Origin of the sequence: Candidatus Pseudomonas auctus (genome assembly GCF_048654275.1) — a bacterium.
In the GTDB taxonomy this organism is placed as follows: domain Bacteria; phylum Pseudomonadota; class Gammaproteobacteria; order Pseudomonadales; family Pseudomonadaceae; genus Aquipseudomonas; species Aquipseudomonas pharyngis.
Genome location: NZ_JBJYZK010000006.1, coordinates 166,070 through 187,886, shown reverse-complemented (window position 1 = coordinate 187,886; position 21,817 = coordinate 166,070). Strand labels below are relative to the sequence as shown.

The window sequence follows — 21,817 nt, the reverse complement described above, 5'->3', positions numbered from 1 at the left end:
TATTAATACCCCTCCCCCCACTCAAGGACCCGAGCCCCACCATGAAATTCGACCTCGCCTACTGCCTCAGCCTCGACGACAAACTGTCGATCTATGACGTTCGCGATCTGAATTTCGATGAGACGGTGGCGTTCGATTCTGCGAAGGAACACTTCCAGTGCCCCAACGACACCTGTCGTTCGGCATTCGATGCCTCCAACGAGTTGGGCACGTTAAACGCCAAGAACGTGAATTACGTACGCACGCCGCACTTCAAGAATCTGCCCGGTACGCAGCATGTGGCGGGTTGTCCGTATGTGAGTGTGAAGACCTCCGCGTCGGGGGTTGAGGCGGCGGATGGGGACACGGATGACGGTCGGGAGGAGCATTTCCCGTCGGAGTTGTTGCTGACGCGCCGTGAGTATGTGCGCAAACCTGCCGCGCCAGCGGGGGCGGCGGATGTGTTGCGGGATGATCCGGTGCGGGTGGCGACTTCTCCCTCAAAAGAATCGCCGAGTCGTGAAACGGCGCCGGACAAGACCAGTGTTTTCGCTCACCCCGTGGAGTGTTTTGTGTCGAACTTCGCGGACAAGGATTTACTCAAGCGCATGCCGTTGAAGATTGGCGAGCATACGGCGCCGTACAGTTCGTTCTTCAAGAAGATCGAGTACTTGATGGACAACAAGGGGCTGATTTACTGGGGTCGGATCAAGAAGATCGAGGACTTTCACAGCGCCAGTTTCCGGATCGATTTCGAGGACAAGGTCTGGTTCAAGAAGCCGGATGACAGCAAGAAGAAGCCTTATCCGGTCAGTGTCTATCTCAACAAGAAGCTGATCGACAACTACCGCAAGCGCAAGGCGTTTCTGGAAGAGATCAAGCACGCCATCGACAGTGATAAGGAGTTGTTCTGCTTCTTCTATGGCGTGACGCCGGAGTTGAAGCAGGTGCCGGGCAAGAAGAACCCCGAAAAGCCTTTCGAGGTCTTCAATGCCAATATCGAGAATCTGGATCACTTCATCATTCGTGAAGCGCCGGGGCTGGCGTGATGGTTAGTTTTGGGGCAGTTGCAGTTGGACGGCGCCGGGGTGTTGTTTAATCAGGGAGTACGGCAGGACTGACCAGTCCGGCGCATCGCAGGCGCGGGCGACGCGGGCGAAGTAGGCGCCCAGGTACAGACCTTTCGGGGTGAAGTGCCAGGACGGATAACCCCAGATGCTTTCATCGGTGTAGTCGCAACTGTCCTCATCGCCCTCCGCCGGTTTCTTCATTTCATCCGGGTAGAGCGTGGTGAGTTGTTTGATCAGCCACGGCACCAGCACTTCGCGCTGGTAAGTCGAGCGCGCTGCACTTTCTTTTTCGCTCAGCGGCTGATCGCCCAGACTATCGCGCTCGGCGTGCAGAAGTGGTTTGCCCTCGCCTACCCACAACACATCTTCCAGCGACAACGGATGGCCGGTGTTCACGTCGATGTTCAGCGGCGAATCGCCGAAGTCCGGATGCGCGCCGCCGCAGTAATAGCTGGTCGAGATGTTCAGGCTGACCACGGCTGGCGAGATCAGTTGCGGTTGTGCCTGCTGCATGAACTCGACGTTTTCCCCGCCCTGCAACTGGCAGCCGTGATAGCTGATGACTTCGCTCCACAAGCGCCCGAGCAACTGTTGGTTGACCCGCTGCAGGTCATCTTTCGGCAGGCCGGATTCCACGGTAAACAACGCGATCTTCGACTCGGGCTCCGTCCACCATTGCAGGGTGTAGCCCATGAAATCTTCTTTTTTCGTGGCCTTGAGCTTGAGCCCCTGTAGCCGCAGATATTCGTACGGCTCGCTGGCGGGCAGCGTGGCGATGAAGGGCAACGTGGTGGCGGTCGGCGCAGCGATTTTGGCCTCGGAGAGTTGTACCGCAAGTTTTTTGCCCTGAGGGATTTGCCATTCGCCCTGCCAGCCGTCTGCGGTTTCCTCGAGCCTGAGGGTCGGCAGCGGCTTGTCGTCACCGTAGCGATTGTTGCCCTCGACCAACGTCAGCGTACTGTCCTGCAACGCACCGCTGAGGGGCAGATCGCGGTGGTACTTCTCGTAGAAGTAACGGCCGGTCACTTCGTCCTGCTGCTGTGTATTGAGCTCAACCACAATCGGCGTCTTGCCCAGCGTGCCGGTAAACACACGTCTGCCATCGTCAGCCTGAGCGGTGGAAAGCAGTGAAAACAGCACGGCGGTGTATGGCGCCAGGCGCAACAGTCCCTTGAGCATGGATCGATCCCTGAGTGAATAAGGCTGCGGAGTATGCAGAGGATGCGCGCAGGAATCGAGGTGCTACTTCAGTGTCATGCCCAGCATCACGATGATGAGTAGCGCGATATACACCCACGCATGCACCCGATCCGGTATCCGCCCGATCCACCGTGTGGCCAGTCGAATCCCCAGCATCGAGCCCAACGTCAGCACTGCGAACGCCAGCAGATCTACATACCCGATAAACCATGGCCCAAATTTTGTCTCGCTGAGTCCCGCCATCGCCATGTACGTCAGGGTTCCCGCCAACGCCACCGGCACGCTCAACGGATTGGCCATCGAAGTCGCCTGCGACATGCTCAACCCGCAACGCCGCAATAACGGCACGGTCATGACGCTTCCTCCTACACCGAGAAAGGTTGCGATGGCGCCAATGCCTACACCGCCGCCGGACGTTTCCAGCGTTCCCAATCGCCGTGGGATGGCGCCTTCGGACTGCGTAAGAAATCCGCGTCGCAGCAGGCAATCGACAATCGTCACGCCGAGGTAGGCGATGAAGGCATAACGAATGATTTCGCCGCTGACCCACACCGCGGCGATTGCGCCGACGACTGCGCCCAATCCGATGAACCCGCCCAAGGGCCACAGGTAATCACGGATGAGGTTGCCGGCGCGGCGATGTTTGCCGGTGGCGACCAGGGCGTTGACGATCATCACGCAGGTCGAGGTGGCGACAGCGATGTGCATGGCGGATTGGCTGATCGGGTCGTCGGCGCCGTGGCTGGCGGTGAGCATGCGGTATAGCAACGGCACGACGACGAAGCCGCCGCCGAAGCCGAATAGCACGGCGGTGACGCCGGTCAGGCAGCCGGAGAGTGTCAGCAGGAGGTAGAACATGGCGCGTCGTCCGTTGTTGGGGAGCGGTCGACGATAGTGCGGCGGCGCTTGGCCTGCTTCAGCAAGTCAGCCAATAATGTTTGCGTTTACGCCAACTGCTGGGTGCCGCTCGATGCGCAATGTTTCGATCAATCTGCTGGATGACACGCCGCGCTCGGTGGTGGCGATCGGTACGGATTATTCCCACGGCTATCTGTTGCCACGTCATACGCATCGGCGGGCGCAATTGTTGTACGGCGCGACCGGGGTGATGCAGGTCAGCACGCATGACGGCAACTGGGTGGTGCCGCCGCAGCGGGCGGTGTGGATTCCGCCGGGGGTGGCGCATGAGGTGTTGATGCTCGGGGTCAGCACGCGCAGTTTGTATATCGAGCCGGGGGCGGTGGATCTGGGTGAGCGTTGTCAGGTGATCAGTGTGTCGCCGTTGATGCGGCACTTGCTGATGGAAGCCGTGGAGCTGCCGCTGACGTATGACCTGAGCGGGCGTGACGGCGTGCTCATTGACTTGTTGCTGCATGAATTGGTGCGCAGTGCACCGTTACCGTTGCATATCCCGCTGCCGTCTGACGGACGACTGCTCGAGCTGTGTCAGACCTTTCTGCATCAGCCGAATGCCCACCAATCCCCCCAGCATTGGGCCGATCAGCTGCACGTAAGCTTACGCACCTTCAACAGGTTGCTTCGTCAGCAGACCGGCCTGAGTTTCAGTCAATGGCGCCAGCGCGCCTGCGTGGTACTGGCGCTGGCACGGCTGGCGGCGGGTGAAGCAGTGACGCGGATTGCCCTGGATTTCGGTTATGACAGCCCGGCGGCGTTCTCGACGATGTTCCGCCGGATCCTCGGTCAGGCACCGTCCGTCTGGTTGGAGGCGGCGAACTAGGGCAAATCAAAAAATGCGTTTGATCCCGGCCGAAAACAACTGTACAAAAACACAGTACATTTTCCATCAGCACTCTCGAGCCCGGAGCACACCATGGCCTCTTCAGCGATGAACCTCATCCTCGAACGTATCGCCCTTTTCCAGTTCACCCCGACCCATTGCGCCCAGGCCCGAGGGATGTTGGGCTGGAGCATTGAACAGTTGTCGCGAGAGGCCAAGGTTTCAGTAGACGACATTCAGCGGTTCGAAGCGCAACAGGACGTGGCGGATGAGGTGCGGCTGGCGTTGACCTATCGGTTCGAGGCGCAGGGGTTGGTGTTCTTTCCGGGGTTTGCGCCGGGGCGTGGGGGAAATGTCAGAAGTGCGATGCCGGAATCAGCGAGTCATGGAGATTATGCGATGGCTGACTGAACCAATTGATTGAGATTATCCCAACATAGGTATATTTTTCGCATGAGTACAAGGAAGCCACTCCTGTGGGTTAGCAGTAGCAAGAAAGATCTCAAGCAGATGCCCACTGATGTACAGGATGTTTTTGGTTACGCACTGGATTTGGCCCAAAGCGGTCTCAGACATCCAGATGCAAAACCTCTGAAGGGGTTTGGAGGCGCGGGTGTCCTCGAGTTGATTGAGGACTTTGATACGAATACCTACCGCGCCGTTTACACGGTCCGTTTTGGCAATGCAATTTACGTCCTGCATTGTTTTCAGAAAAAGTCGACCACCGGTATAAAAACCGCGCAGTGCGATGTCGATCTGATCCGAAAGAGACTTCAAGCCGCTCAGGACCACGCGAAAGGAACTTAGAAATGATTGAAATCGAAGAAGGCAGCGGCAACGTCTATCAAGACCTCGGCTTGCCCGACGCCAGTGAAATGCAGGTCAAGTCTCAACTCGCCGCAAAGATCGGTGAAATCATCAAAGCGCGTCATCTCACTCAATCTCAAGCTTCTGAAATCTTGGGGTTATCACAACCCAAGCTATCCGAAATGCTGAGAGGAAAATTCCGCGGCATCAGTGAGGCCAAGATGATGGAATGCCTTTCCCACCTCGGCCGAGATGTGCAGATTGTGGTCAAACCGGCCCCCCGCTCTCGCAAAGAGGGCCGAATTGAAGTGGTGTTCGCATAACGCGAAGCTCCACTACGCCCTTTGAACCACTGCCTCATTCTCCCCTTCAACCGCCAACCACCATGCATTACCTCGTTGCGGTTGTGCCAGGTTAAACACCTCGCCCATTTTCGGCGTGGTGATGGACACACTGCGTTCCCAGGCCAGCGCCAGAATGCGGTCGAACGGCTCATGCCAGGCATGCATCGCCAGGTCGAACGTGCCGTTGTGGATCGGGAACAGCCAGCGGCCCTTGAGATCGATGTGGGCTTGCAGGGTTTCTTCCGGCTGCATGTGCACGTGGGGCCATTCGACGTTGTAGGCACCGGTTTCCATCAGGGTCAGGTCGAACGGGCCGTACTGTTCGCCGATGCGTTTAAAGCCGTCGAAATAACCGCTGTCACCACTGAAGAAAATCCGCGTATCGCCATCGATGATCACCCACGAAGCCCACAGGGTCTGGTTGCCATCGAACAGACCACGTCCGGAGAAGTGCTGCGACGGAGTGGCAATGAAGCGGATGCCGGCGACTTCGGTGCCTTGCCACCAGTCGAACTGGCGAACCTTGCCGGCATCGATGCCCCATTTGATCAGGGTGTCGCCGACGCCCAGCGGGGTCAGGAACACGTTGACCTTGTCCGCCAGTTTCAATACGGCCTCGTAGTCGAGGTGGTCGTAATGGTTGTGCGACAGGATCACGGCTTCGATCGGCGGCAATTCGTCGATGCTGATCGGGGGCTGGTGAAAGCGTTTCGGTCCGGCCCATTGAACAGGCGAGGCACGTTCGGCGAACACCGGGTCGGTGATCCAGAATTTGTCCTGAAGCTTCAGCAGCAAGGTCGAGTGACCGAGGCGATAGACGCTGTGATTGGGCGCCGCGATCAGGTCCGCGCGGGTTAGTGGCTGCACCGGGATGGCTGCCGTCGGCCGGGTGTTGCGTGGTTTGTGGAAGATCATGTTCCACATGATCCGCAGCATCTTGCGCAAACCTTCGCGCTGCACCGGCGCGTGGTTACGGAAAGTCCCTTCGGCCTGGCGCGAAGCTTCAGGTGCTGGACTAACCGCGGAAGAAATTGATTTGGCCATGACTGAAAGACTCCAGGTAAACCGCGCAATTCACGGCTTTCCACGGTGGGACGATAAATGGCCAAGGCACGCACGCATCAGCCGGACATCTGGTTTTAGGTTGCACCGATTAAGGCAACATTACACTGATCGGTGTAGTTTCTAGGTTGCATCAAACCGGATGCCAAGTAAACTGCCGAGTGTAATTCTCTCCTTTTTCCTGCCGAATCCAATTTATGACAGCTCCAACGCGCCTCACCGACCGCAAACGCGAAGCCATCATCCTCGCGGCCATTGCCGAGTTCCGGGCCAACGGTTTCGAGGTCACCAGCATGGACAAAATCGCGGCGAGCGCCGGGGTGTCGAAGCGCACGGTGTACAACCATTTCCCCAGCAAGGAAGAGCTTTTCGCCGAAATTCTCAACCAGTTGTGGGCACGGATCAGCACCGAGCAGGCCGTGTCGTATCAGCCCGATCAGCCCTTGCGGGATCAGTTGCGAACGATGCTGTTGGCCAAGTTGCAAATGATGGCGGACGACAACTTCATGAATCTGGCCCGTGTCGCCATCGCGGCTGCGATCCACTCGCCGGAACGCGCGCAGAACATGGTGGCGCGCATGGGCGAACGTGAGGAAAGCGTGACCGTGTGGATTCGTGCTGCCCAGGCGGATGGTCGATTGAAACCGGTCGATCCAGAGTTCGCCGCGCATCAGGTACAGGGGCTGCTCAAATCCTTCGCCTTCTGGCCGCAGATTTCCATGGGGCAGCCCGCGCTCGACAACGCAACGCAAAATGCCGTGGTCGATTCTGCAATCGACATGTTCCTGGCCTGCTATCAGCTCTAGATCAGGCCTGCGCCACAGTAAATGGCTCACAAGGACACTGAATTTTCCCGCTGGAATAAATGACAATGCCTGCCATTGGCCGATGAACGGTCACGCTGAAGAATTACACTGCAAAGTGTTTCAGAATGAATCTGGCGCAGAACACCATGGAAAACCAACGCGGCAAAGGCTTGTCATTCGCCAGACGCATTTACCTGCCGCGAGCCATCGGGCTGGGCATCGGCTTCTTCAGCGTGGGCGCCGCGATGTATCCGTTGAACATGCCGGGCTGGGTCTGGGCCTTGTTGCTGTTTAACGGTTTTCTCTGGCCGCACGTGGCTTATCAATGGTCGACCCGCTCGGCCTTTCCCTATCGCGCCGAACGCCGCAACCTGCTCTATGACTCGGTGTTCGGCGGTTTCTGGACCGCGTGTTTCCAGTTCAACCCACTGACCACCGTGACCATTCTGTCGATGATGACCATGAACAACGTCGCCGCCGGTGGCGTGCGCCTGTTCTGGCTCGGCGCGCTCGCCCAGGTGATCGGCGTGCTGCTGGGCTGGTCAATGTTCGGGGTCAAGTTCACTCTGACGGCCACGCAGACTCAAGTCTGGGCCTGCCTGCCGATGCTGACGCTTTATCCGCTGGCTTTGGGAATGGTTTGCTACCGGTTGGCGATCAAACTCGCCGAACACAAACGCACTCTAAGCGCCCTGAGCCGCACCGACAGCCTGACCGGCCTGCTCAACCACGGCGCCTGGAAAGACCTGCTGCATCTCAAGTTCCAGCAGTGCCGACAGCACGATTCCCAAGCGATTCTGGCGCTGATCGACATCGATCATTTCAAGTCGATCAACGACAGTTACGGACACATCGTCGGCGATGCGGTGCTGCGGCAATTGAGTCACGAGCTGAAGTTCGTGCTCGACGGAAGCGAGCTGGCCGGACGATACGGCGGCGACGAATTCTGCGTGATCCTGCCTAACCTGCCCCTGAGCAAGGCCGAAGCGCTGATGAAGCAACTGCGTCAGGGAATAGATCGTTACCGCCATCCCGACGTCCCCGAGCTGCGAGTCAGCCTGAGTATCGGGCTTGCTCGCTATCAAACCTCGTACGCCGATGCCCTTGAGTGGTTCGAAGATTCCGACAAGGCGCTGTACACGGCCAAGCACACGGGACGTAACACAATCAGCGTAGCGTTGAGCTGATCACCCGCCTGAAAAAACTTGTACAAAATTGAGAAAAATCGATTTCTTGTACAAGTTTATAAAGTTTTGTATAAGTTAATCCGCCAGCCGGGATGCTGGCACACTGCTTCCAGCCATCGATATATCTGGCTGGCTGACGCGGAAACAGGGACCCCACCTTCAGTCCTATTTCCAGAGTGCCATGAACATGATTTTCAACCGCCACAAGACTGCCCTCGTCGATCTCCAAAACACCATCAACCAACAAGCCGGCCTGCTGGAGGCGATCAACCGCTCCATGGCAGTGATCGAATTCGATGTCGACGGTGTGGTTCTGCGCGCCAACGACAACTTCCTGAAAACCATGGGTTATACCCGTGAACAGGTAGTCGGCCAGCCCCATCGCCATTTCTGTTCTCCCGAGTTTGCCCGTGGCAATCAGTACAGCGAGTTGTGGTCGCGATTGAAAAGCGGCCAATTCCAGTCCGGCACCTTTGAACGCATCGACAGCCAGGGCCGACCGATCTGGCTCGAAGCCAGCTATAACCCGATCAAGGATGACTCGGGTCGCGTGGTGAAAGTGGTCAAGTACGCCATGGATGTCACCGCCAAAGTGCAGCAGGAAAGCGAAGCCAATGCGAAATTGCAGGCGATCGACCGCGCCATGGCGGTGATCGAATTCGATCTCGACGGCAATATCCTCACCGCCAATCAGAATTTTCTGACGCGCATGGGCTACACCCTCGCCGAACTCAAAGGCAAACATCACCGTTTGTTCTGCCCCGCGCAGCTGGTCAACAGCAGCGCCTACCAGGATTTCTGGCGCCGGCTGAATCAGGGCGAACTGTTTCAGGGCCAGTTCGAACGCGTCGACAAACGCGGGCAGACCGTGTGGCTGGAAGCCAACTACAACCCGGTCTACGACGCCGCCGGCCGCTTGTGCAAAGTGGTGAAGTTCGCCTCGGACGTGACCGCCCGGGTCGAGCAGCACGAGCAGGATGCGCGCAGTGCCAGCGCCGCCTATCACATCTCGGTGGCCACCCGAAAAGTCGCCGAGCAAGGTACGCAAGTGATTCAGCAAGCGGCCAGTGAAATGCGCGAAATTGCCGACGACATCGCCGAATCCTCAACCCTGATCGCACAACTCGGCGAGCGCTCCGAGCAGATCACCGCCATCGTCAACACCATCCGCGCGATTGCCGATCAGACCAACCTTTTGGCTCTGAACGCCGCCATCGAAGCTGCGCGTGCCGGCGAGCAGGGTCGCGGCTTTGCCGTTGTAGCCGATGAAGTTCGGCAACTGGCGGCACGCACCAGCGGTTCTACGGCGGAGATTTCCAACATGATCGGCCTGATCCAGACCGAAACCCGTCAGGCGATCAAGAGCATGGACGGCACCCGTGGTCGCGCGGCACAGGGTGTTGAGCTGGCGGATCAGGCCGGCACGGTGATTCTGCAGATCCGGGACGGCGCCAGCGAAGCGGTGGAAGCGGTGAGCATGTTCGCCAATGACCGGGCGCCGGGTTAAACGCGATCACGGCAAACGCAGCGCCCGCCCCAGTTCGTCGAACAGCGTGACCACCGAGCGCAACGCGCGGCAGTCCGGGCGGGTCAGCAACCACAGCGCGGTGTCGTAACCGTGCAAGGGTTCGCTCAGGGCTTGCAGCCCTTCATTGATGAGAAAGTCCGGCAACGCCGCTACGCCCAGTCCGGCGCGGACCAGTTCCGTCACGGACAACATGCTGTTGCAGCGATAGCTTGGCGTCACACCCGGCAACTGCTGGCGGCGCCAGGCGACGGTCGGGTGATCGGGCAGAAAGTCGTCCGGGGCGATCCAGGTCAGTGCCGCCAGATCGGTCGCTTCAACCTTTTGTAGATAACGCTGACTGGCGCAGACCCGGTAGGAAATCTTCACCAGCTCTCGTCCGACCAGATGCTCCGGCGGTGTACGCGTCAGGCGCAGGGCGATGTCGGCATCGCGGCGGCTGAGGTTGGCGAAATCGTTGGAGGTGCTCAGCTCGATGGTCAGCGCCGGATAGTTCGGCATGAACTGCGCCAGCGCCGGCAGCAGCAGACCTTGCAACACCGAATCGGTACAGGTCAGGCGCACCGTACCGCTGACCACTTCGCCGCCCTGCTCCACACCGATACGCGCCGCTTCCAGTGCTTGCTCGGCACGTTCGGCCTGCTCGGCCAAGGTCTGCGCGAGGCTGGTGGGCAGATAACCGGCGCGGCTTTTTTCGAACAGTTGCTGGCCGAGGGACGTTTCCAGTCGGCGCACGGCGCGAAACACCGTCGACACATCGACCTTCAACAACTGCGCGGCCCGGGCCAGAGAGCCGCCGCGCACTAAGGCGAGAATCAGGGCCAGATCCGGGAAATCCAGTTGGTATTGCGTGGCTGCATTGATCACTTGGGCAAACGCCAATTTCGAGTGCGTGAACGCCAATCTATAGTGAGCTTCGTCCCTCAACAAGCACAGCGAGTCCTCATGGAATCCAGAGCCCTGCGCATCGCCCTGATCGGTGATTTCGACCCGCAAGTCACCGCCCACCAAGCCATCCCGGTCGCCCTTGGACTGGCGGCGGAACACCATCGCCGTCCGATCGATTTCGAATGGTTGGCCACCGACCGAATCCTGCCCGAGACACCGCTGGAACATTTCGACGGCTTCTGGTGTGTGCCGGCCAGCCCCTATAAAAGTGAAGACGGCGCCCTGCGGGCCATCCGCTTTGCCCGCGAGCAGCAGCGCCCTTTCCTAGGCACCTGCGGCGGTTTTCAGCATGCGGTGCTGGAGTTTTCCCGCAACGTGCTGGGCTGGGCCGACGCCGAGCATGGCGAAACTTCGCCCGACGCCAGCCGCTCAGTGCTCTCGCCGCTGACGTGTTCGTTGGTGGAAGCAGTGGACAGTATTCATCTGGTGCCCGGTTCGTTGATCGCCAGGGCGTACGAAACGTCGGAAATCCGCGAAGGCTATCGCTGCCGCTACGGTGTGAATCCGCAGTTCGAACGGGAGTTGCTGACCCATGAACTACACGCCGTGGGTCACGATTCGGCAGGCGATCTGCGTGCCATCGAACTGCAAAACCATGTGTTCTTTGTCGCCACACTGTTCCAGCCGGAACGCGCAGCGCTCAAGGGGAACTTGCCACCGCTGGTGCGGGCGTTTGTCGAAGCCTGCTCGGAGCACTGTCGATGAATCCGAACACTGCGTGTTTCGCCGTGATCTTCACTTCGACCCGCACCGAGGGCGATAACGGCTATGCCGAGGCCTCCGAGCGCATGATGCAATTGGTTGCCGAGCAACCGGGTTTTCTCGGCATCGATTCGATCCGGGGCGCGGACGGGGTGGGGATTACGGTTTCGTACTGGGAGAGTGAGGCGGCAATTCTGGCGTGGCGCGAGCATCCGGAGCACCGGGTGATTCAGGCGCGTGGACGGGCCGAGTGGTATTCGGCGTTTCATACGCGGGTGTGTCGGGTGGAGCGGGAGTATCGGTTCGGGAGGTGAGTATTAAGGTGTACTCACTGGCCCTTTCGCGGGCAAGCCCGCTCCCACAGGTAGTGCGCTGCTCTCAAGATCACACTGTACCTGTGGGAGCGGGCTTGCTCCGGGCGGCGTTCCGACGAAGGGGCCAGAACAGTCGCAGCAGAATCTCAGCCCTTCACCAGACTACGCACCGCCTCAATCTCCGGCACCTCGCGCTTGTTCATGTAAACGCGCAACGGCTCGGTGATGTTGATCCGGTCATCGATGTTCTGGTCCAGCAGCAACTGGATCAGTTCGCGCTTGAGGGTCATGGTCTGTTCGGTGGCCGGTGCCCAGACGAATTCGCTGCACGGAATGATGCCGTCATCGGCCACGTCCATGCCGAACGAGTCCTCACTGAAGCGCACGATGTACTGGCCGGTCTTGCGGTTGAGGCCGACAAAGCCCTTGAGGTCGTCGGCGGCCTGGCAGATGAGTTGCGATGTGATGCGCATGGTAAACCTCACAAAAGTGATCGAAGGTTTACACGCAGGGCAATGGGTGGCGCGCCCTCTGCCGGGGCGGTTGCCGTGGCCAAGCGTACTGCAAACGAACGCACAAAAGTGCGCAAATTTTCGCTTTCAGTACGTTTATGTCGGTCTCGCGATAGCAGGTTTTCGTTTGAGTTGCTAAAAGGTACATCTTTGAAAATGCCTGCGAAAGGAACTCGATAATGCCCGCCACTTTCACCAAAAGCGCACTGCTGCTGAGCCTGATGCTCGGCCTCGGTCAGGCCCACGCCGCCAACCAGTCGAGCCCCGTCGCACTGGCCGCCACTCAAGGCATTCCGCACCCGGCGGTGATCGCCCACCGTGGCGCCTCCTTCGATGCCCCGGAATCCACCGCTGCGTCCTACAAACTGGCCCGCGACCTGGGCGCCGATTACCTGGAAATGGATTTGCAGCGCAGCAAGGACGGCGTGCTGTTCGCCCTGCACGACGACAACCTGCAACGCACCACCGATGTCGCCACCAAATTCCCGGAGCGCAAGGACAGCCCGGCCAATGCCTTCACCATGGCCGAACTGAAAACCCTCGACGCCGGCAGCTGGTACAACGCCAAGTACCCGGATCGCGCCCGCCCGTCCTACGTCGGTCTGAAGATTCTGACCCTCGACGAAATCATCGACATCACCCAGGCCAACCCAAAGCACAAACCCGGCCTGTACATCGAAACCAAGGAGCCGAAGCTGTTCCCGGGGATCGAGCATGACCTGAAGGAAAAACTCCAGGATCGCGGCTGGTTGAGCCCGGCCGGTTCGAAACTGGCGAAAAGCGCCCTCGGTGTCGGTCAGGGCAAAGGCAAGGTGATCCTGCAAACGTTCGAGAAGAGCAGCCTGGAAATGCTGCAGAAGGAAATGCCACAGGTGCCGAAAATCCTGTTGCTGTGGGTGGGCGAAGGCAGCATCGAGCCGAAATCCAAAGTGACCTTTGCCGAATCCGGCGAGAAGGACAAGAACGCTTTCTACGGTAAGCAGGAGCCGAAATCCGAAGCCGAGTTCAAGCAGTGGATCGACTACGCCAAGGCTCAGGGCGCGATCGGCACCGGCCCTTCGGCGAAGCTGACCCACGGCGGCGATCAGAGCTATTCGGATCTGGTGCAGCCCTGGATGAACCAGTACACCCACGATCAGGGCCTGCTGGTGCACGTCTACACCGTGGATGAGCCGGTGGACTTCGAGAAAGTCATGGCCGCCGGCGTTGACGGCATCTTCACCAACCGCGCCAGCGAACTGCTGAAATTCTACAAACGCCCGGCCGCCGCCAGTGTGGATCAGGTGTTGAAGAACAACGGCTTCTGATCTGCAAATTCGGGCGTCAGTATCGCGAGCAGGCTCGCTCCCTCGGGGAGTCCGGCCTGCTCGCTGCGTTTTAAGGGTGAATTAAGTTGCGGTGATTAACCTGAACTCACTTAAACGAATCACCCAAAGGAATAACCGATGAAAACTTTGACTGCCCTGTTTACCGCTGCCGCCCTGACCCTCACCGCTGGCCTGGCCCAGGCTGACGTTCGCGTTGACCAGATCCCGCAACTGGTCAAGGAAGGCAAGATCAAGTCGCTGGAGTCGATGAACGCAGAAGCGCTGAAACTGCATCCGGGTGCGACCATTACCGACACGGATCTGGATAACCACTTCAATGGTTATGAGTATGAAGTTGAACTGCGTGCTGCTGATGGCAAGGAGTTCGATGTGGACTTCGATGCGACCACCGGCAAGGTGCTGAGTAACAAGCAAGACACTTGATTGGCTGATAAAACAAAGCCGCACGACTTTTGGGTTGTGCGGCTTTTTTGTGTCTGGCGTTTGACGAAACTCCGGTTTCGCCTGTGAGAACCATCCCCTCACCCCAGCCCTCCCGAAACGTCGGACCGCCCCCAAGGGGGCGAGGGGGAAGGGAGCCGATCTTCATGCTGTTCAAACCTGAGTTCGACTCAGAACTGTCAGGTCGGCGTAACTCGAACATTCAACTCCGTCAGTCCCCTCTCCCTTTGGGAGAGGGCTAGGGTGAGGGGGAAAGGCTTCACGCGGTCGTACTGACCAACGAGCCGGAAGTGCTGTTGTCCGAATCCTGCAATGCCGCCAACAACGCCGCCGTCGCCGTCTGCAACGAAGCCGATGTCGTCGCGATCTGCGATTGTGCAGCCGCCACATCCGCAGCCTTGGCGTCCTGACTTTCCTGCTTGGCCTGAGCCGCTTGCAACGCCTGCTGCTCTTCCTGCAACTGCTTCTGCAGCTCGGCAATCTGCTTGCGCAGTTCTTTCACGGTATCCGATTCATCGCTGCTGGAACTGCTGTCCCCCGCCGGCGCCGCACCGCCGCCTGCTGCGACTTTGCTGGTGTCTGCCTTCACGCCAGTGCTGGCCGCCGCAGTGGTCGAGGTGTCGTCGCCCGTGTCGGCAATCGAGGTTTTGCTGGTAGACGTAGTGACGGTCTGATTGATCGAAACAGACGTGATGCTGACCATGGGAAATCTCCAATGCCGGTGATAGATAACCGGGCATCGGCGGCGGTCTGCACGAATTGAGATCGACTGTGTACCGACTCGGTATCCGAACCGGTACACAGTCACTGGCCGGTCAGACGCTCAGGCGAGCGGTGACGTCGTTCAGTTGGCCGGACAGGCCATGCAGGTTCTGGCTGGCGCTTTCGGTGCGCTGCACGTTGTCGAGGTTGGTGCTGGCAATCGAGGTGATCTCAGTCAGGTTGCGCGAGATGTCTTCGGCGACCGAGGTCTGCTCTTCGGCTGCCGTGGCGATCTGGCGGTTCATGTCGCGGATTGCTTCCACCGCGTGGGTGATGCGCTCGAGCATGGCACCGGCCTGGGTCACTTGCTCGACGCTTTCATCGCTGCGGGTCTGGCCGCTGTCGATGGCGTGGGCCGCATCCACCGCGCCGGTCTGCACGCTGTGGATGATCTGGTTGATCTCGATGATCGACTCCGCCGTACGCTGCGCGAGGTTGCGAACCTCGTCGGCGACCACCGCAAAACCACGCCCGGCTTCACCGGCCCGGGCCGCTTCGATGGCAGCGTTGAGCGCCAGCAGGTTGGTCTGCTCAGCGATCCCGCGAATCACTTCCAGCACCTTGCCGATGCGGCCGCTGTCGGCTTCCAGACGACGGATCACCGTGGCGGTGTTGGCGATTTCGCCGCGCATCTGGGTGATGCTGTGGATGGTGCTCTGCATGACCTTCTCGCCCTGTTGCGCGGACTGATCGGCATCGTCGGCAGCACGAGCGGCGTCGGCCGCATGACGGGCGACTTCCTGGGCAGTGGCGGACATTTCGTTCATCGCCGTGGCCACCTGATCGGTGCGGCTGAACTGCTCATTGGTGCCGCCGGCCATGACGGTGGCGATGGCGTTCAACTCGCCGCTGGCACTGTCCAGATCCTTGGCGCTGCGCTGCAGATGATTGAAGGTTTCGGCGAGAAAATCGCGCAGGGTGTTGGCGGCAGCCGCCAGGTTGCCCAGTTCGTCCTGACGGTCGCTGACCACGCGCTCGACCAGACGGCCCCTGCTCAACTGGGTGACGTAGTCGATGAGCTTGCGGATCGGCTCGACCAGGTTGCGGTTGACCAGCCACAGGCTCAGCAAACCAATCAGCAAACCCGACGCGAGCATCACCAGCAGCCCCAGCCACACAGTGCGATCAGCACTGGCGCTGATCTGCGCCGATTGCTCGGTGCCCTGCTTGCGCAACTCGGCGACCAGTTCGCTCATCTGATCGCTGGCGGCACGGTCAACGCCTTTGACGGCGGCATCGCCAGCAGTCGGATCGGCACCGGCGGCGACGTAGGCATCACGACCCTTCTGGTACGCAGCGCCGAGCAGACGATGTTCTTCGCGCAGGCGTTCGATGCGGGTTTTCAGCGCAGGCTCGAGGCCTTTCTGGTTGGCCAGCTCACCGAGGATGCCCTGCACATCGCGCTGACGGTCTTCGAACTGGCCCCAGTACTTGGCCAGGTCCGCCGGTTGCTTGCCGCGCAGCAGGACGTTTTTCCACTCCTGGACCTGCACCTTGAATTGCAGATTGGCTTCGTCGATCAGTTGCGAAGTGTGCAAGGGGCCGGCGATCAACTGGCTGTAACTCTGCACGCCGTTGGACAGGAAGTGAAAGCAGGCCAGCGCGATCAACAGCATCGCCAGCAGGCTGCCGCTCAGCAGGGCGAGAATTTGCGCTCTCAGGGATTTTTGCAGCATTGCAGGTACTCGGGACAGGGATGAGGCACGTCCGGTAAGACGTGATTTTTTAGCCGGACATCCGTGTCGGCGGACCTTGGCTCTTGGCCGAAGGCGCGCAACCTAACTCATGCGTGATCGGCGTGCCAGAGGCCTTCTTGAGTCATTTCCGACGGCCGGTAACGCGTTGATTTGACGTCATTTTGCTGTCACACAAGCGTCATGTGACATTGCGATGATGCGGCTCAGGTGAATCTGCAAATCCCGCGACAGACGCCTCCTCGCAGCGAGCCTTCATGAACCACAGCCTCGATATCAGTCATCGTGATCCTGACCTGTTCGGCCTGCTTTACGGCTTTCGCTTTCGCCCCGGCGAACGCGGGCGCGAGGTGGATTCGGCCACCGCCCTGCGCTGCCTGCAAGACGATAGCGACAGCGATGAATTTCTCTGGCTGCACCTGAACCTGGCCCACGCTGCGTGCGAGCGCTGGATGAAAAGCCATCTGCAATTGCCCGAAGAATTTTTCGAAGCGCTGCACGAAGGTTCGCGTTCGACCCGCATCGAGCATGTCGATTCGGCACTGCTGGCGGTGGTCAACGATGTGGTGTTCAACCTCAGCAGCATGGTGTCGTCGGACGTGTCGACGTTGTGGGTCTGCGTGCGCAGCAAACTGATCGTCAGTGCGCGTCTGCAACCGCTGCACTCGGTGGACAAGCTGCGTTCGTCGGTGAAGTCCGGCGAGTGCTTTCGTTCGCCGCTGGAACTGCTGGTGCACCTGCTGCGCGATCAGGGCGAAGTGCTGACGCAGATCGTGCGCAAGACCAGCATGAGCGTCGATCAGGTCGAGGACGAATTGCTCTCCTCGCGGCTGTCGACCAACCGCGCCGAACTCGGCGCCAACCGGCGGGTGCTGGTGCGCCTGCAACGGCTGCTGGCGCTGGAACCGGGTTCGCTGCTGCGCCTGCTCAACCGACCGCCGCCGTGGTTGCAGAAGGAAGACGTGAAGGAGCTGCGCAAGTCCACCGAGGAGTTCGCGCTGATCATCAACGACCTCACGGCTCTGGGCGAGCGAATCAAGCTGTTGCAGGAAGAGATCGCCGCCAACCTCAACGAACAGAGCAACCGCACGCTGTTCACTCTGACCGTGGTCACGGTGCTGGCGCTGCCGATCAACATCATCGCCGGTTTCTTCGGCATGAACGTTGGCGGCGTGCCGCTGGCCACCGATCCGGAAGGGTTCTGGATTCTGGTGGCGCTGGTGGCAACGTTTACCGTGATCGCCGGGCGCTGGGCGTTTCGCAAACGCCGGGATTATTAAGACCGGCGGCGCGGCCAATCCGCCAAACACTGATCTGTCGCAGTCTCTCTGTAATATTTAGCAACGATCATGGGCGACACTCCTTCCCCCGCTCAGGATTGTCCGCCCATGGCTACTCCCTCCCTGACCGTCAGCCCGGCCTCCGCTGCCAGCGGCAGGCCGGCCCTCGACAAAAAAACCGGCCCCTTCACTTACGTGGTGTTCTTCGCCGTGCTGGCCATGGGAATGCTGTTCACCGCCTACAGCCTGATGCACGACATGCACGAACTCGGCACGGTGGTCACCACCTGGACCCCGTTCCTGCTGCTCGGCGTAGCCCTATTGATTGCGCTGGGCTTCGAGTTCGTCAACGGCTTCCACGACACCGCCAACGCCGTGGCCACGGTGATCTACACCCACTCTCTGCCGCCGAATGTGGCCGTGGTGTGGTCGGGATTCTTCAACTTCCTCGGCGTGCTGCTGTCCAGCGGTGCAGTCGCGTTCGGCATCATTGCGCTGCTGCCAGTAGAGTTAATTCTGCAAGTCGGCTCGTCCGCCGGTTTCGCGATGATCTTCGCCCTGCTGATCGCGGCGATCCTGTGGAACCTCGGCACCTGGTGGCTGGGCCTGCCGGCCTCGTCATCGCACACGTTGATCGGTTCGATCATCGGCGTCGGCGTGGCCAACGCGCTGATGCATGGCCGCGACGGCACCAGCGGTGTGGACTGGGCCCAGGCAACCAAGATCGGCTACGCGCTGCTGCTGTCGCCGCTGGTGGGTTTCGGTTGTGCAGCGCTGTTGCTGCTGGCGTTGCGCGCGTTCGTGAAAAACCGTTCGCTGTACAAGGCGCCGGAAGGCAATACCCCGCCGCCGTGGTGGATTCGTGGCTTGCTGATTTTGACCTGCACCGGCGTGTCGTTCGCTCACGGTTCCAACGACGGTCAGAAAGGCATGGGCCTGATCATGCTGATTCTGGTCGGCACCCTGCCGATGGCTTATGCACTGAACCGCACCATGCCGGAAGAACAGTCGCTGCAATTCGCCGCCGTCGCCCAAGTGACCCAGCAAGCGCTGGCGAAAAGTGCACCACTGCCGGCACCGGCCGATCCGCGCGCCGTGCTCTCCGACTACGTGCGCAGCAAGGAAGCCACGCCACAACTGATCCCGGCCCTCGCCGTCCTGACCGGGCACATCGGTGAAGAAGTCAAAGGCTACGGCTCGCTGGCGAAAGTCCCGGCCGAGGCCATGGGCAACGTGCGTAACGACATGTACCTGGCCAGCGAAACCATTCGCCTGATGGACAAGAACAAGGTCGGCACCTTCGACGCCGACACCAGCGGCAAGCTGCAACTGTTCAAGCAACAGATCGACAACGCCACCCGGTTCATTCCGCTGTGGGTGAAGATCGCGGTGGCGATTGCGTTGGGGCTGGGCACCATGGTCGGCTGGAAGCGGATCGTGGTCACGGTCGGCGAGAAGATCGGCAAGACCCACCTGACCTACGCCCAGGGTGCCTCGGCGGAAACCGTGGCGATGCTGACCATCGGCGCCGCCGACATGTTTGGTCTGCCGGTGTCGACCACTCATGTGCTGTCCTCGGGCGTGGCCGGGACCATGGTCGCCAACGGTGGCGGTTTGCAGATGAAGACCATCCGCAATCTGCTGATGGCGTGGGTGCTGACCTTGCCGGCGGCGATTCTGTTGTCGGGCAGCCTGTATTGGCTGTTTACCCAGATTTTCTGATCCAGCCGAATCCCTGTGAGAGCCGTTGCTCCCACAGGGATTTGCGGCATGAATCAAAGCGTCGAGCGAATCAAATCCCCCAGCCAGTCCATGAACACCCGCACCCGCAACGGCAGCTGCCGCTGCCTCGCGTACAACAGTGAAATGCCCATCGCCGGCGCGGTGTATTGCGGCAACACGGTGACGATATCGCCACTGTCCAGATAGGTATTCATCCCGGTACGCGGCACCTGAATCAGACCAAACCCGCCAAGGCATGCCGACTCGTAGGCATCGGTGCTGTTGACCGTCACGCTGCCGGCCATCGGTACGCGGTGCACTTGCCCGTCCTGCTCGTAAACAAACCCTTCGGAACGCGAACCCAGCACACCGACGTAGTGCACCAACCGATGCTGCGCCAGATCCTCAAGGGTCTGCGGCACGCCGTAGCGCTCCAGGTACGCGGGGCTGGCGCAGTTGATCATGCTGAAATCCCCCAGGTGCCGCGCCACCACCGATTGATCGGGCTGCGCGCCGATGCGCAGCACGCAATCGAAACCTTCGGCGAGCAGGTCGACCCGGCGATCGGTGCTGCTGATTTCCAGTTCCAGGTTCGGATGACGGGCCATGAATTCCGGCAACTTCGGCATGATCAGCCGCCGCGCCAGAATGTTCGGCATATCGACCCGGATCCGCCCGGTCAGCGACGCTTCGTCCTGGCGGAACAGGTTCTCGATTTCGTCCATGTGCGACAGCAGATCCTTGCTTCGCTCGTACAGCGCAAGGCCGTCCTGAGTCGCCTGGACCTTGCGCGTGGTGCGTTGCAGCAGGCGCGTGCCGAGCAGGGTTTCCAGCGCCTGCACCTGCTCGGACACCGTCGAGCGCGGCAGCCCGAGACTCTCCCCCGCCATCGTGAAACTCGACAATTCGCTGACCCGGACGAAGGTGCGCAGCAGTTCCAGTTTGTTCATGGGCCACCCATTGATTGTTCGGACAGTTCGACCAGTGATTCCGGTTTCAGTCTGTTTATCACCTCATGGCGGATAAATAAACTTTGCCCCCATCAACCGTCACCGCCATCGAGGAAGACCCATGAACCGCAAAATCGCATTGATCACCGGTGCCAGCCGTGGCCTCGGCAAGAACGCCGCCCTGCACCTCGCCGCGCAAGGCGTGGACATCATCGGCACCTACAACAGCCGCGCCGATGAAGCCCAGGCGCTGGTGCAGGAACTGCAAACACTCGGCGCCAAAGCCGTGATGCTGCAACTGGATGTCGGCCGCAGCGAAGGCTTTGCCGATTTCGCTGTGCGAGTCGAGCAGGCGCTGCAACAGCTCGAGCGTCCGCGCTTCGATTTCCTGATCAACAACGCCGGAATTGGCGTGCATGCCTCCTTCGCCGACACCACGCCGGAGCAGTTCGACCTGCTGATGAACGTGCAGTTGAAAGGGCCGTTCTTCCTGACTCAGCAATTGCTGCCGCTGATCAACGATGGCGGGCGGATCATCAACATCTCCAGCGGTCTGGCGCGTTTCACCCTGCCGGGTTACGCGGCTTACGCGGCGATGAAAGGCGCGATGGAAGTGTTGACCCGTTATCAGGCCAAGGAGCTGGGGGCGCGGCAGATCGCCGTGAATATCCTGGCACCGGGCGCCATCGAAACCGACTTCGGCGGCGGCGCGGTGCGCGACAATTCGGCTTTGAATGCGATGGTCGCCAGCAACACCGCCCTGGGCCGTGCCGGGCAGCCGGATGACATCGGCGGTGCGCTGGCGCTGTTGCTGTCGCCGGGGGCGCAGTGGATCAACGGTCAGCGGATTGAAGCGTCGGGCGGGATGTTTCTCTAAACCTGTACAAAGTCCGGACAAAAAAATCGCAGCCCTCACAGGCTGCGATTTTTTGTTTTCAGCTCTGGCAGACGCTCCGCATCACCAGTCGCTCGCGCACCACGTCATAACCCCAGTGGTAGATGTAGGTGTACGGCAGGAAGAACAGCAGCACGCCGATGTCGAGCAGGAACGCCTGCCACAGGCTGACCGACAGCCACCAGGCAATCAGCGGCACGCCCATCACGATCAACCCGCCCTCGAACAGCAGCGCGTGCGCCACTCGCACCCAGGCATTGTGGGCGATGTTCCAGCGCTTGAGCATGCGGTCGAAGAAGCCGTTGAACACCACGTTCCAGCCCAGGGCCAGCAACGCGATTGCGATGGTGACGGCGCCCATTTCGACCAGCGGTTTACCCATGATCCACGCCAGCAACGGGGTACAGATCAGGATCGCCAACAGTTCGAAACCGATGGCCTGGAAGATACGCTCAGTGATGGATTTGTTGGCAGTCATGGCCGAAGTCCTCTGTGAAGATGGTTGCCATGATCCAGCACCACACCGATACTTCATAACCAATAACCATCGA

At 59.9% G+C, this 21,817-nt stretch carries 24 protein-coding genes and 1 pseudogene; 16 read left to right on the top strand and 9 right to left on the bottom strand.

Going from position 1 to position 21,817, the window contains the following annotated elements; genetic code table 11:
* Nucleotides 1-41 precede the first annotated feature (41 nt).
* Nucleotides 42-1,028, top strand: a complete 987-nt coding sequence (locus ACKUG4_RS14000) for a hypothetical protein (protein ID WP_445434228.1) — start codon at nt 42-44, stop codon at nt 1,026-1,028.
* Between the two features lie 3 nt (nt 1,029-1,031).
* Here ACKUG4_RS14000 and ACKUG4_RS13995 read toward each other — a convergent pair whose 3' ends face one another.
* Entirely contained in the window at nt 1,032-2,228 is a 1,197-nt protein-coding gene (locus ACKUG4_RS13995) for a hypothetical protein (RefSeq protein WP_445434227.1), read from the bottom strand.
* 63 nt (nt 2,229-2,291) lie between these two features.
* The gene (locus ACKUG4_RS13990) at nt 2,292-3,107 is read right to left on the bottom strand and encodes a sulfite exporter TauE/SafE family protein (protein WP_445434226.1); all 816 of its coding nucleotides are present in this window, start codon (nt 3,105-3,107) and stop codon (nt 2,292-2,294) included.
* A gap of 112 nt (nt 3,108-3,219) precedes the next feature.
* On the opposite strand from ACKUG4_RS13990, the gene ACKUG4_RS13985 reads away from it, so the two are divergent.
* The 4 genes from ACKUG4_RS13985 to ACKUG4_RS13970 all read left to right on the top strand — a co-directional run bounded on the left by ACKUG4_RS13985 (nt 3,220) and on the right by ACKUG4_RS13970 (nt 5,117).
* Complete coding sequence (locus ACKUG4_RS13985) at nt 3,220-3,987, top strand: AraC family transcriptional regulator (RefSeq protein WP_445434225.1); 768 nt, start codon at nt 3,220-3,222, stop codon at nt 3,985-3,987.
* A gap of 93 nt (nt 3,988-4,080) precedes the next feature.
* Entirely contained in the window at nt 4,081-4,398 is a 318-nt protein-coding gene (locus tag ACKUG4_RS13980; RefSeq protein WP_445434224.1) for a helix-turn-helix domain-containing protein, read from the top strand.
* 42 nt (nt 4,399-4,440) lie between these two features.
* Nucleotides 4,441-4,794: a type II toxin-antitoxin system RelE/ParE family toxin gene (locus tag ACKUG4_RS13975; RefSeq protein WP_103386049.1), complete on the top strand. Its 354-nt coding sequence runs from the start codon at nt 4,441-4,443 to the stop codon at nt 4,792-4,794.
* A 2-nt stretch (nt 4,795-4,796) separates the two neighbouring features.
* Nucleotides 4,797-5,117 carry a helix-turn-helix domain-containing protein gene (locus tag ACKUG4_RS13970; RefSeq protein WP_039773303.1) on the top strand — a complete coding sequence of 107 codons (321 nt, stop codon included), beginning with the start codon at nt 4,797-4,799 and terminating at the stop codon, nt 5,115-5,117.
* 12 nt (nt 5,118-5,129) lie between these two features.
* On the opposite strand, the gene ACKUG4_RS13965 is transcribed toward ACKUG4_RS13970, so the two are convergent.
* Nucleotides 5,130-6,182: an MBL fold metallo-hydrolase gene (locus ACKUG4_RS13965; protein ID WP_445434223.1), complete on the bottom strand. Its 1,053-nt coding sequence runs from the start codon at nt 6,180-6,182 to the stop codon at nt 5,130-5,132.
* 215 nt (nt 6,183-6,397) lie between these two features.
* Here ACKUG4_RS13965 and ACKUG4_RS13960 point away from each other — a divergent pair, with 215 nt between their 5' ends.
* From ACKUG4_RS13960 to ACKUG4_RS13945, 4 genes and pseudogenes are all read left to right on the top strand, one after another.
* Nucleotides 6,398-7,006 carry a TetR/AcrR family transcriptional regulator gene (locus ACKUG4_RS13960; RefSeq protein ID WP_445434222.1) on the top strand — a complete coding sequence of 203 codons (609 nt, stop codon included), beginning with the start codon at nt 6,398-6,400 and terminating at the stop codon, nt 7,004-7,006.
* A 146-nt stretch (nt 7,007-7,152) separates the two neighbouring features.
* On the top strand, nt 7,153-8,193 hold the full coding sequence (locus ACKUG4_RS13955; RefSeq protein WP_445434257.1) for a diguanylate cyclase: 1,041 nt from the start codon (nt 7,153-7,155) through the stop codon (nt 8,191-8,193).
* A gap of 181 nt (nt 8,194-8,374) precedes the next feature.
* A pseudogene (locus ACKUG4_RS13950) lies at nt 8,375-9,154 on the top strand (PAS domain-containing protein); the annotation flags it as partial.
* Entirely contained in the window at nt 9,140-9,700 is a 561-nt protein-coding gene (locus ACKUG4_RS13945) for a methyl-accepting chemotaxis protein (RefSeq protein WP_371857932.1), read from the top strand. The pseudogene ACKUG4_RS13950 and the gene ACKUG4_RS13945, both read left to right, overlap by 15 nt.
* 6 nt (nt 9,701-9,706) lie before the next feature.
* Here the strand turns inward: ACKUG4_RS13945 and ACKUG4_RS13940 are convergent, their stop codons facing one another.
* A complete protein-coding gene (locus ACKUG4_RS13940; protein ID WP_445434221.1) occupies nt 9,707-10,648 on the bottom strand; it encodes a LysR family transcriptional regulator in 942 nt (313 codons plus the stop codon).
* A 15-nt stretch (nt 10,649-10,663) separates the two neighbouring features.
* Here ACKUG4_RS13940 and ACKUG4_RS13935 point away from each other — a divergent pair, with 15 nt between their 5' ends.
* On the top strand, nt 10,664-11,371 hold the full coding sequence (locus ACKUG4_RS13935; protein ID WP_445434220.1) for a CTP synthase C-terminal region-related (seleno)protein: 708 nt from the start codon (nt 10,664-10,666) through the stop codon (nt 11,369-11,371).
* The gene (locus tag ACKUG4_RS13930) at nt 11,368-11,682 is read left to right on the top strand and encodes an antibiotic biosynthesis monooxygenase family protein (protein WP_445434219.1); all 315 of its coding nucleotides are present in this window, start codon (nt 11,368-11,370) and stop codon (nt 11,680-11,682) included. Before ACKUG4_RS13935 ends, ACKUG4_RS13930 begins: the two co-directional genes overlap by 4 nt.
* A 146-nt stretch (nt 11,683-11,828) precedes the next feature.
* On the opposite strand, the gene ACKUG4_RS13925 is transcribed toward ACKUG4_RS13930, so the two are convergent.
* On the bottom strand, nt 11,829-12,155 hold the full coding sequence (locus ACKUG4_RS13925; RefSeq protein ID WP_064598843.1) for a DUF2025 family protein: 327 nt from the start codon (nt 12,153-12,155) through the stop codon (nt 11,829-11,831).
* Nucleotides 12,156-12,373: 218 nt separating this feature from the next.
* On the opposite strand from ACKUG4_RS13925, the gene ACKUG4_RS13920 reads away from it, so the two are divergent.
* Together ACKUG4_RS13920 and ACKUG4_RS13915 are read left to right on the top strand one after the other, a co-directional pair.
* On the top strand, nt 12,374-13,501 hold the full coding sequence (locus tag ACKUG4_RS13920; protein WP_445434218.1) for a glycerophosphodiester phosphodiesterase: 1,128 nt from the start codon (nt 12,374-12,376) through the stop codon (nt 13,499-13,501).
* Between the two features lie 138 nt (nt 13,502-13,639).
* The gene (locus tag ACKUG4_RS13915; RefSeq protein WP_103386044.1) at nt 13,640-13,945 is read left to right on the top strand and encodes a PepSY domain-containing protein; all 306 of its coding nucleotides are present in this window, start codon (nt 13,640-13,642) and stop codon (nt 13,943-13,945) included.
* A gap of 277 nt (nt 13,946-14,222) precedes the next feature.
* On the opposite strand, the gene ACKUG4_RS13910 is transcribed toward ACKUG4_RS13915, so the two are convergent.
* Complete coding sequence (locus ACKUG4_RS13910) at nt 14,223-14,666, bottom strand: hypothetical protein (RefSeq protein WP_445434217.1); 444 nt, start codon at nt 14,664-14,666, stop codon at nt 14,223-14,225.
* A 112-nt stretch (nt 14,667-14,778) separates the two neighbouring features.
* Nucleotides 14,779-15,387, bottom strand: a complete 609-nt coding sequence (locus ACKUG4_RS13905; RefSeq protein WP_371857930.1) for a methyl-accepting chemotaxis protein — start codon at nt 15,385-15,387, stop codon at nt 14,779-14,781.
* Between the two features lie 1,289 nt (nt 15,388-16,676).
* Between ACKUG4_RS13905 and ACKUG4_RS13900 the strand changes: the two genes are divergently transcribed.
* Together ACKUG4_RS13900 and ACKUG4_RS13895 are read left to right on the top strand one after the other, a co-directional pair.
* A complete protein-coding gene (locus ACKUG4_RS13900; protein WP_064598851.1) occupies nt 16,677-17,699 on the top strand; it encodes a transporter in 1,023 nt (340 codons plus the stop codon).
* A gap of 108 nt (nt 17,700-17,807) precedes the next feature.
* Nucleotides 17,808-19,421: an inorganic phosphate transporter gene (locus tag ACKUG4_RS13895; protein WP_445434216.1), complete on the top strand. Its 1,614-nt coding sequence runs from the start codon at nt 17,808-17,810 to the stop codon at nt 19,419-19,421.
* Between the two features lie 53 nt (nt 19,422-19,474).
* Here the strand turns inward: ACKUG4_RS13895 and ACKUG4_RS13890 are convergent, their stop codons facing one another.
* Nucleotides 19,475-20,371: a LysR family transcriptional regulator gene (locus tag ACKUG4_RS13890; RefSeq protein WP_445434215.1), complete on the bottom strand. Its 897-nt coding sequence runs from the start codon at nt 20,369-20,371 to the stop codon at nt 19,475-19,477.
* A gap of 121 nt (nt 20,372-20,492) precedes the next feature.
* On the opposite strand from ACKUG4_RS13890, the gene ACKUG4_RS13885 reads away from it, so the two are divergent.
* Nucleotides 20,493-21,248 carry an SDR family NAD(P)-dependent oxidoreductase gene (locus tag ACKUG4_RS13885; protein WP_064598857.1) on the top strand — a complete coding sequence of 252 codons (756 nt, stop codon included), beginning with the start codon at nt 20,493-20,495 and terminating at the stop codon, nt 21,246-21,248.
* A 58-nt stretch (nt 21,249-21,306) separates the two neighbouring features.
* Here ACKUG4_RS13885 and ACKUG4_RS13880 read toward each other — a convergent pair whose 3' ends face one another.
* Nucleotides 21,307-21,744, bottom strand: a complete 438-nt coding sequence (locus ACKUG4_RS13880) for a multidrug/biocide efflux PACE transporter (RefSeq protein ID WP_445434214.1) — start codon at nt 21,742-21,744, stop codon at nt 21,307-21,309.
* Between the last annotated feature and the right edge of the window lie 73 nt (nt 21,745-21,817).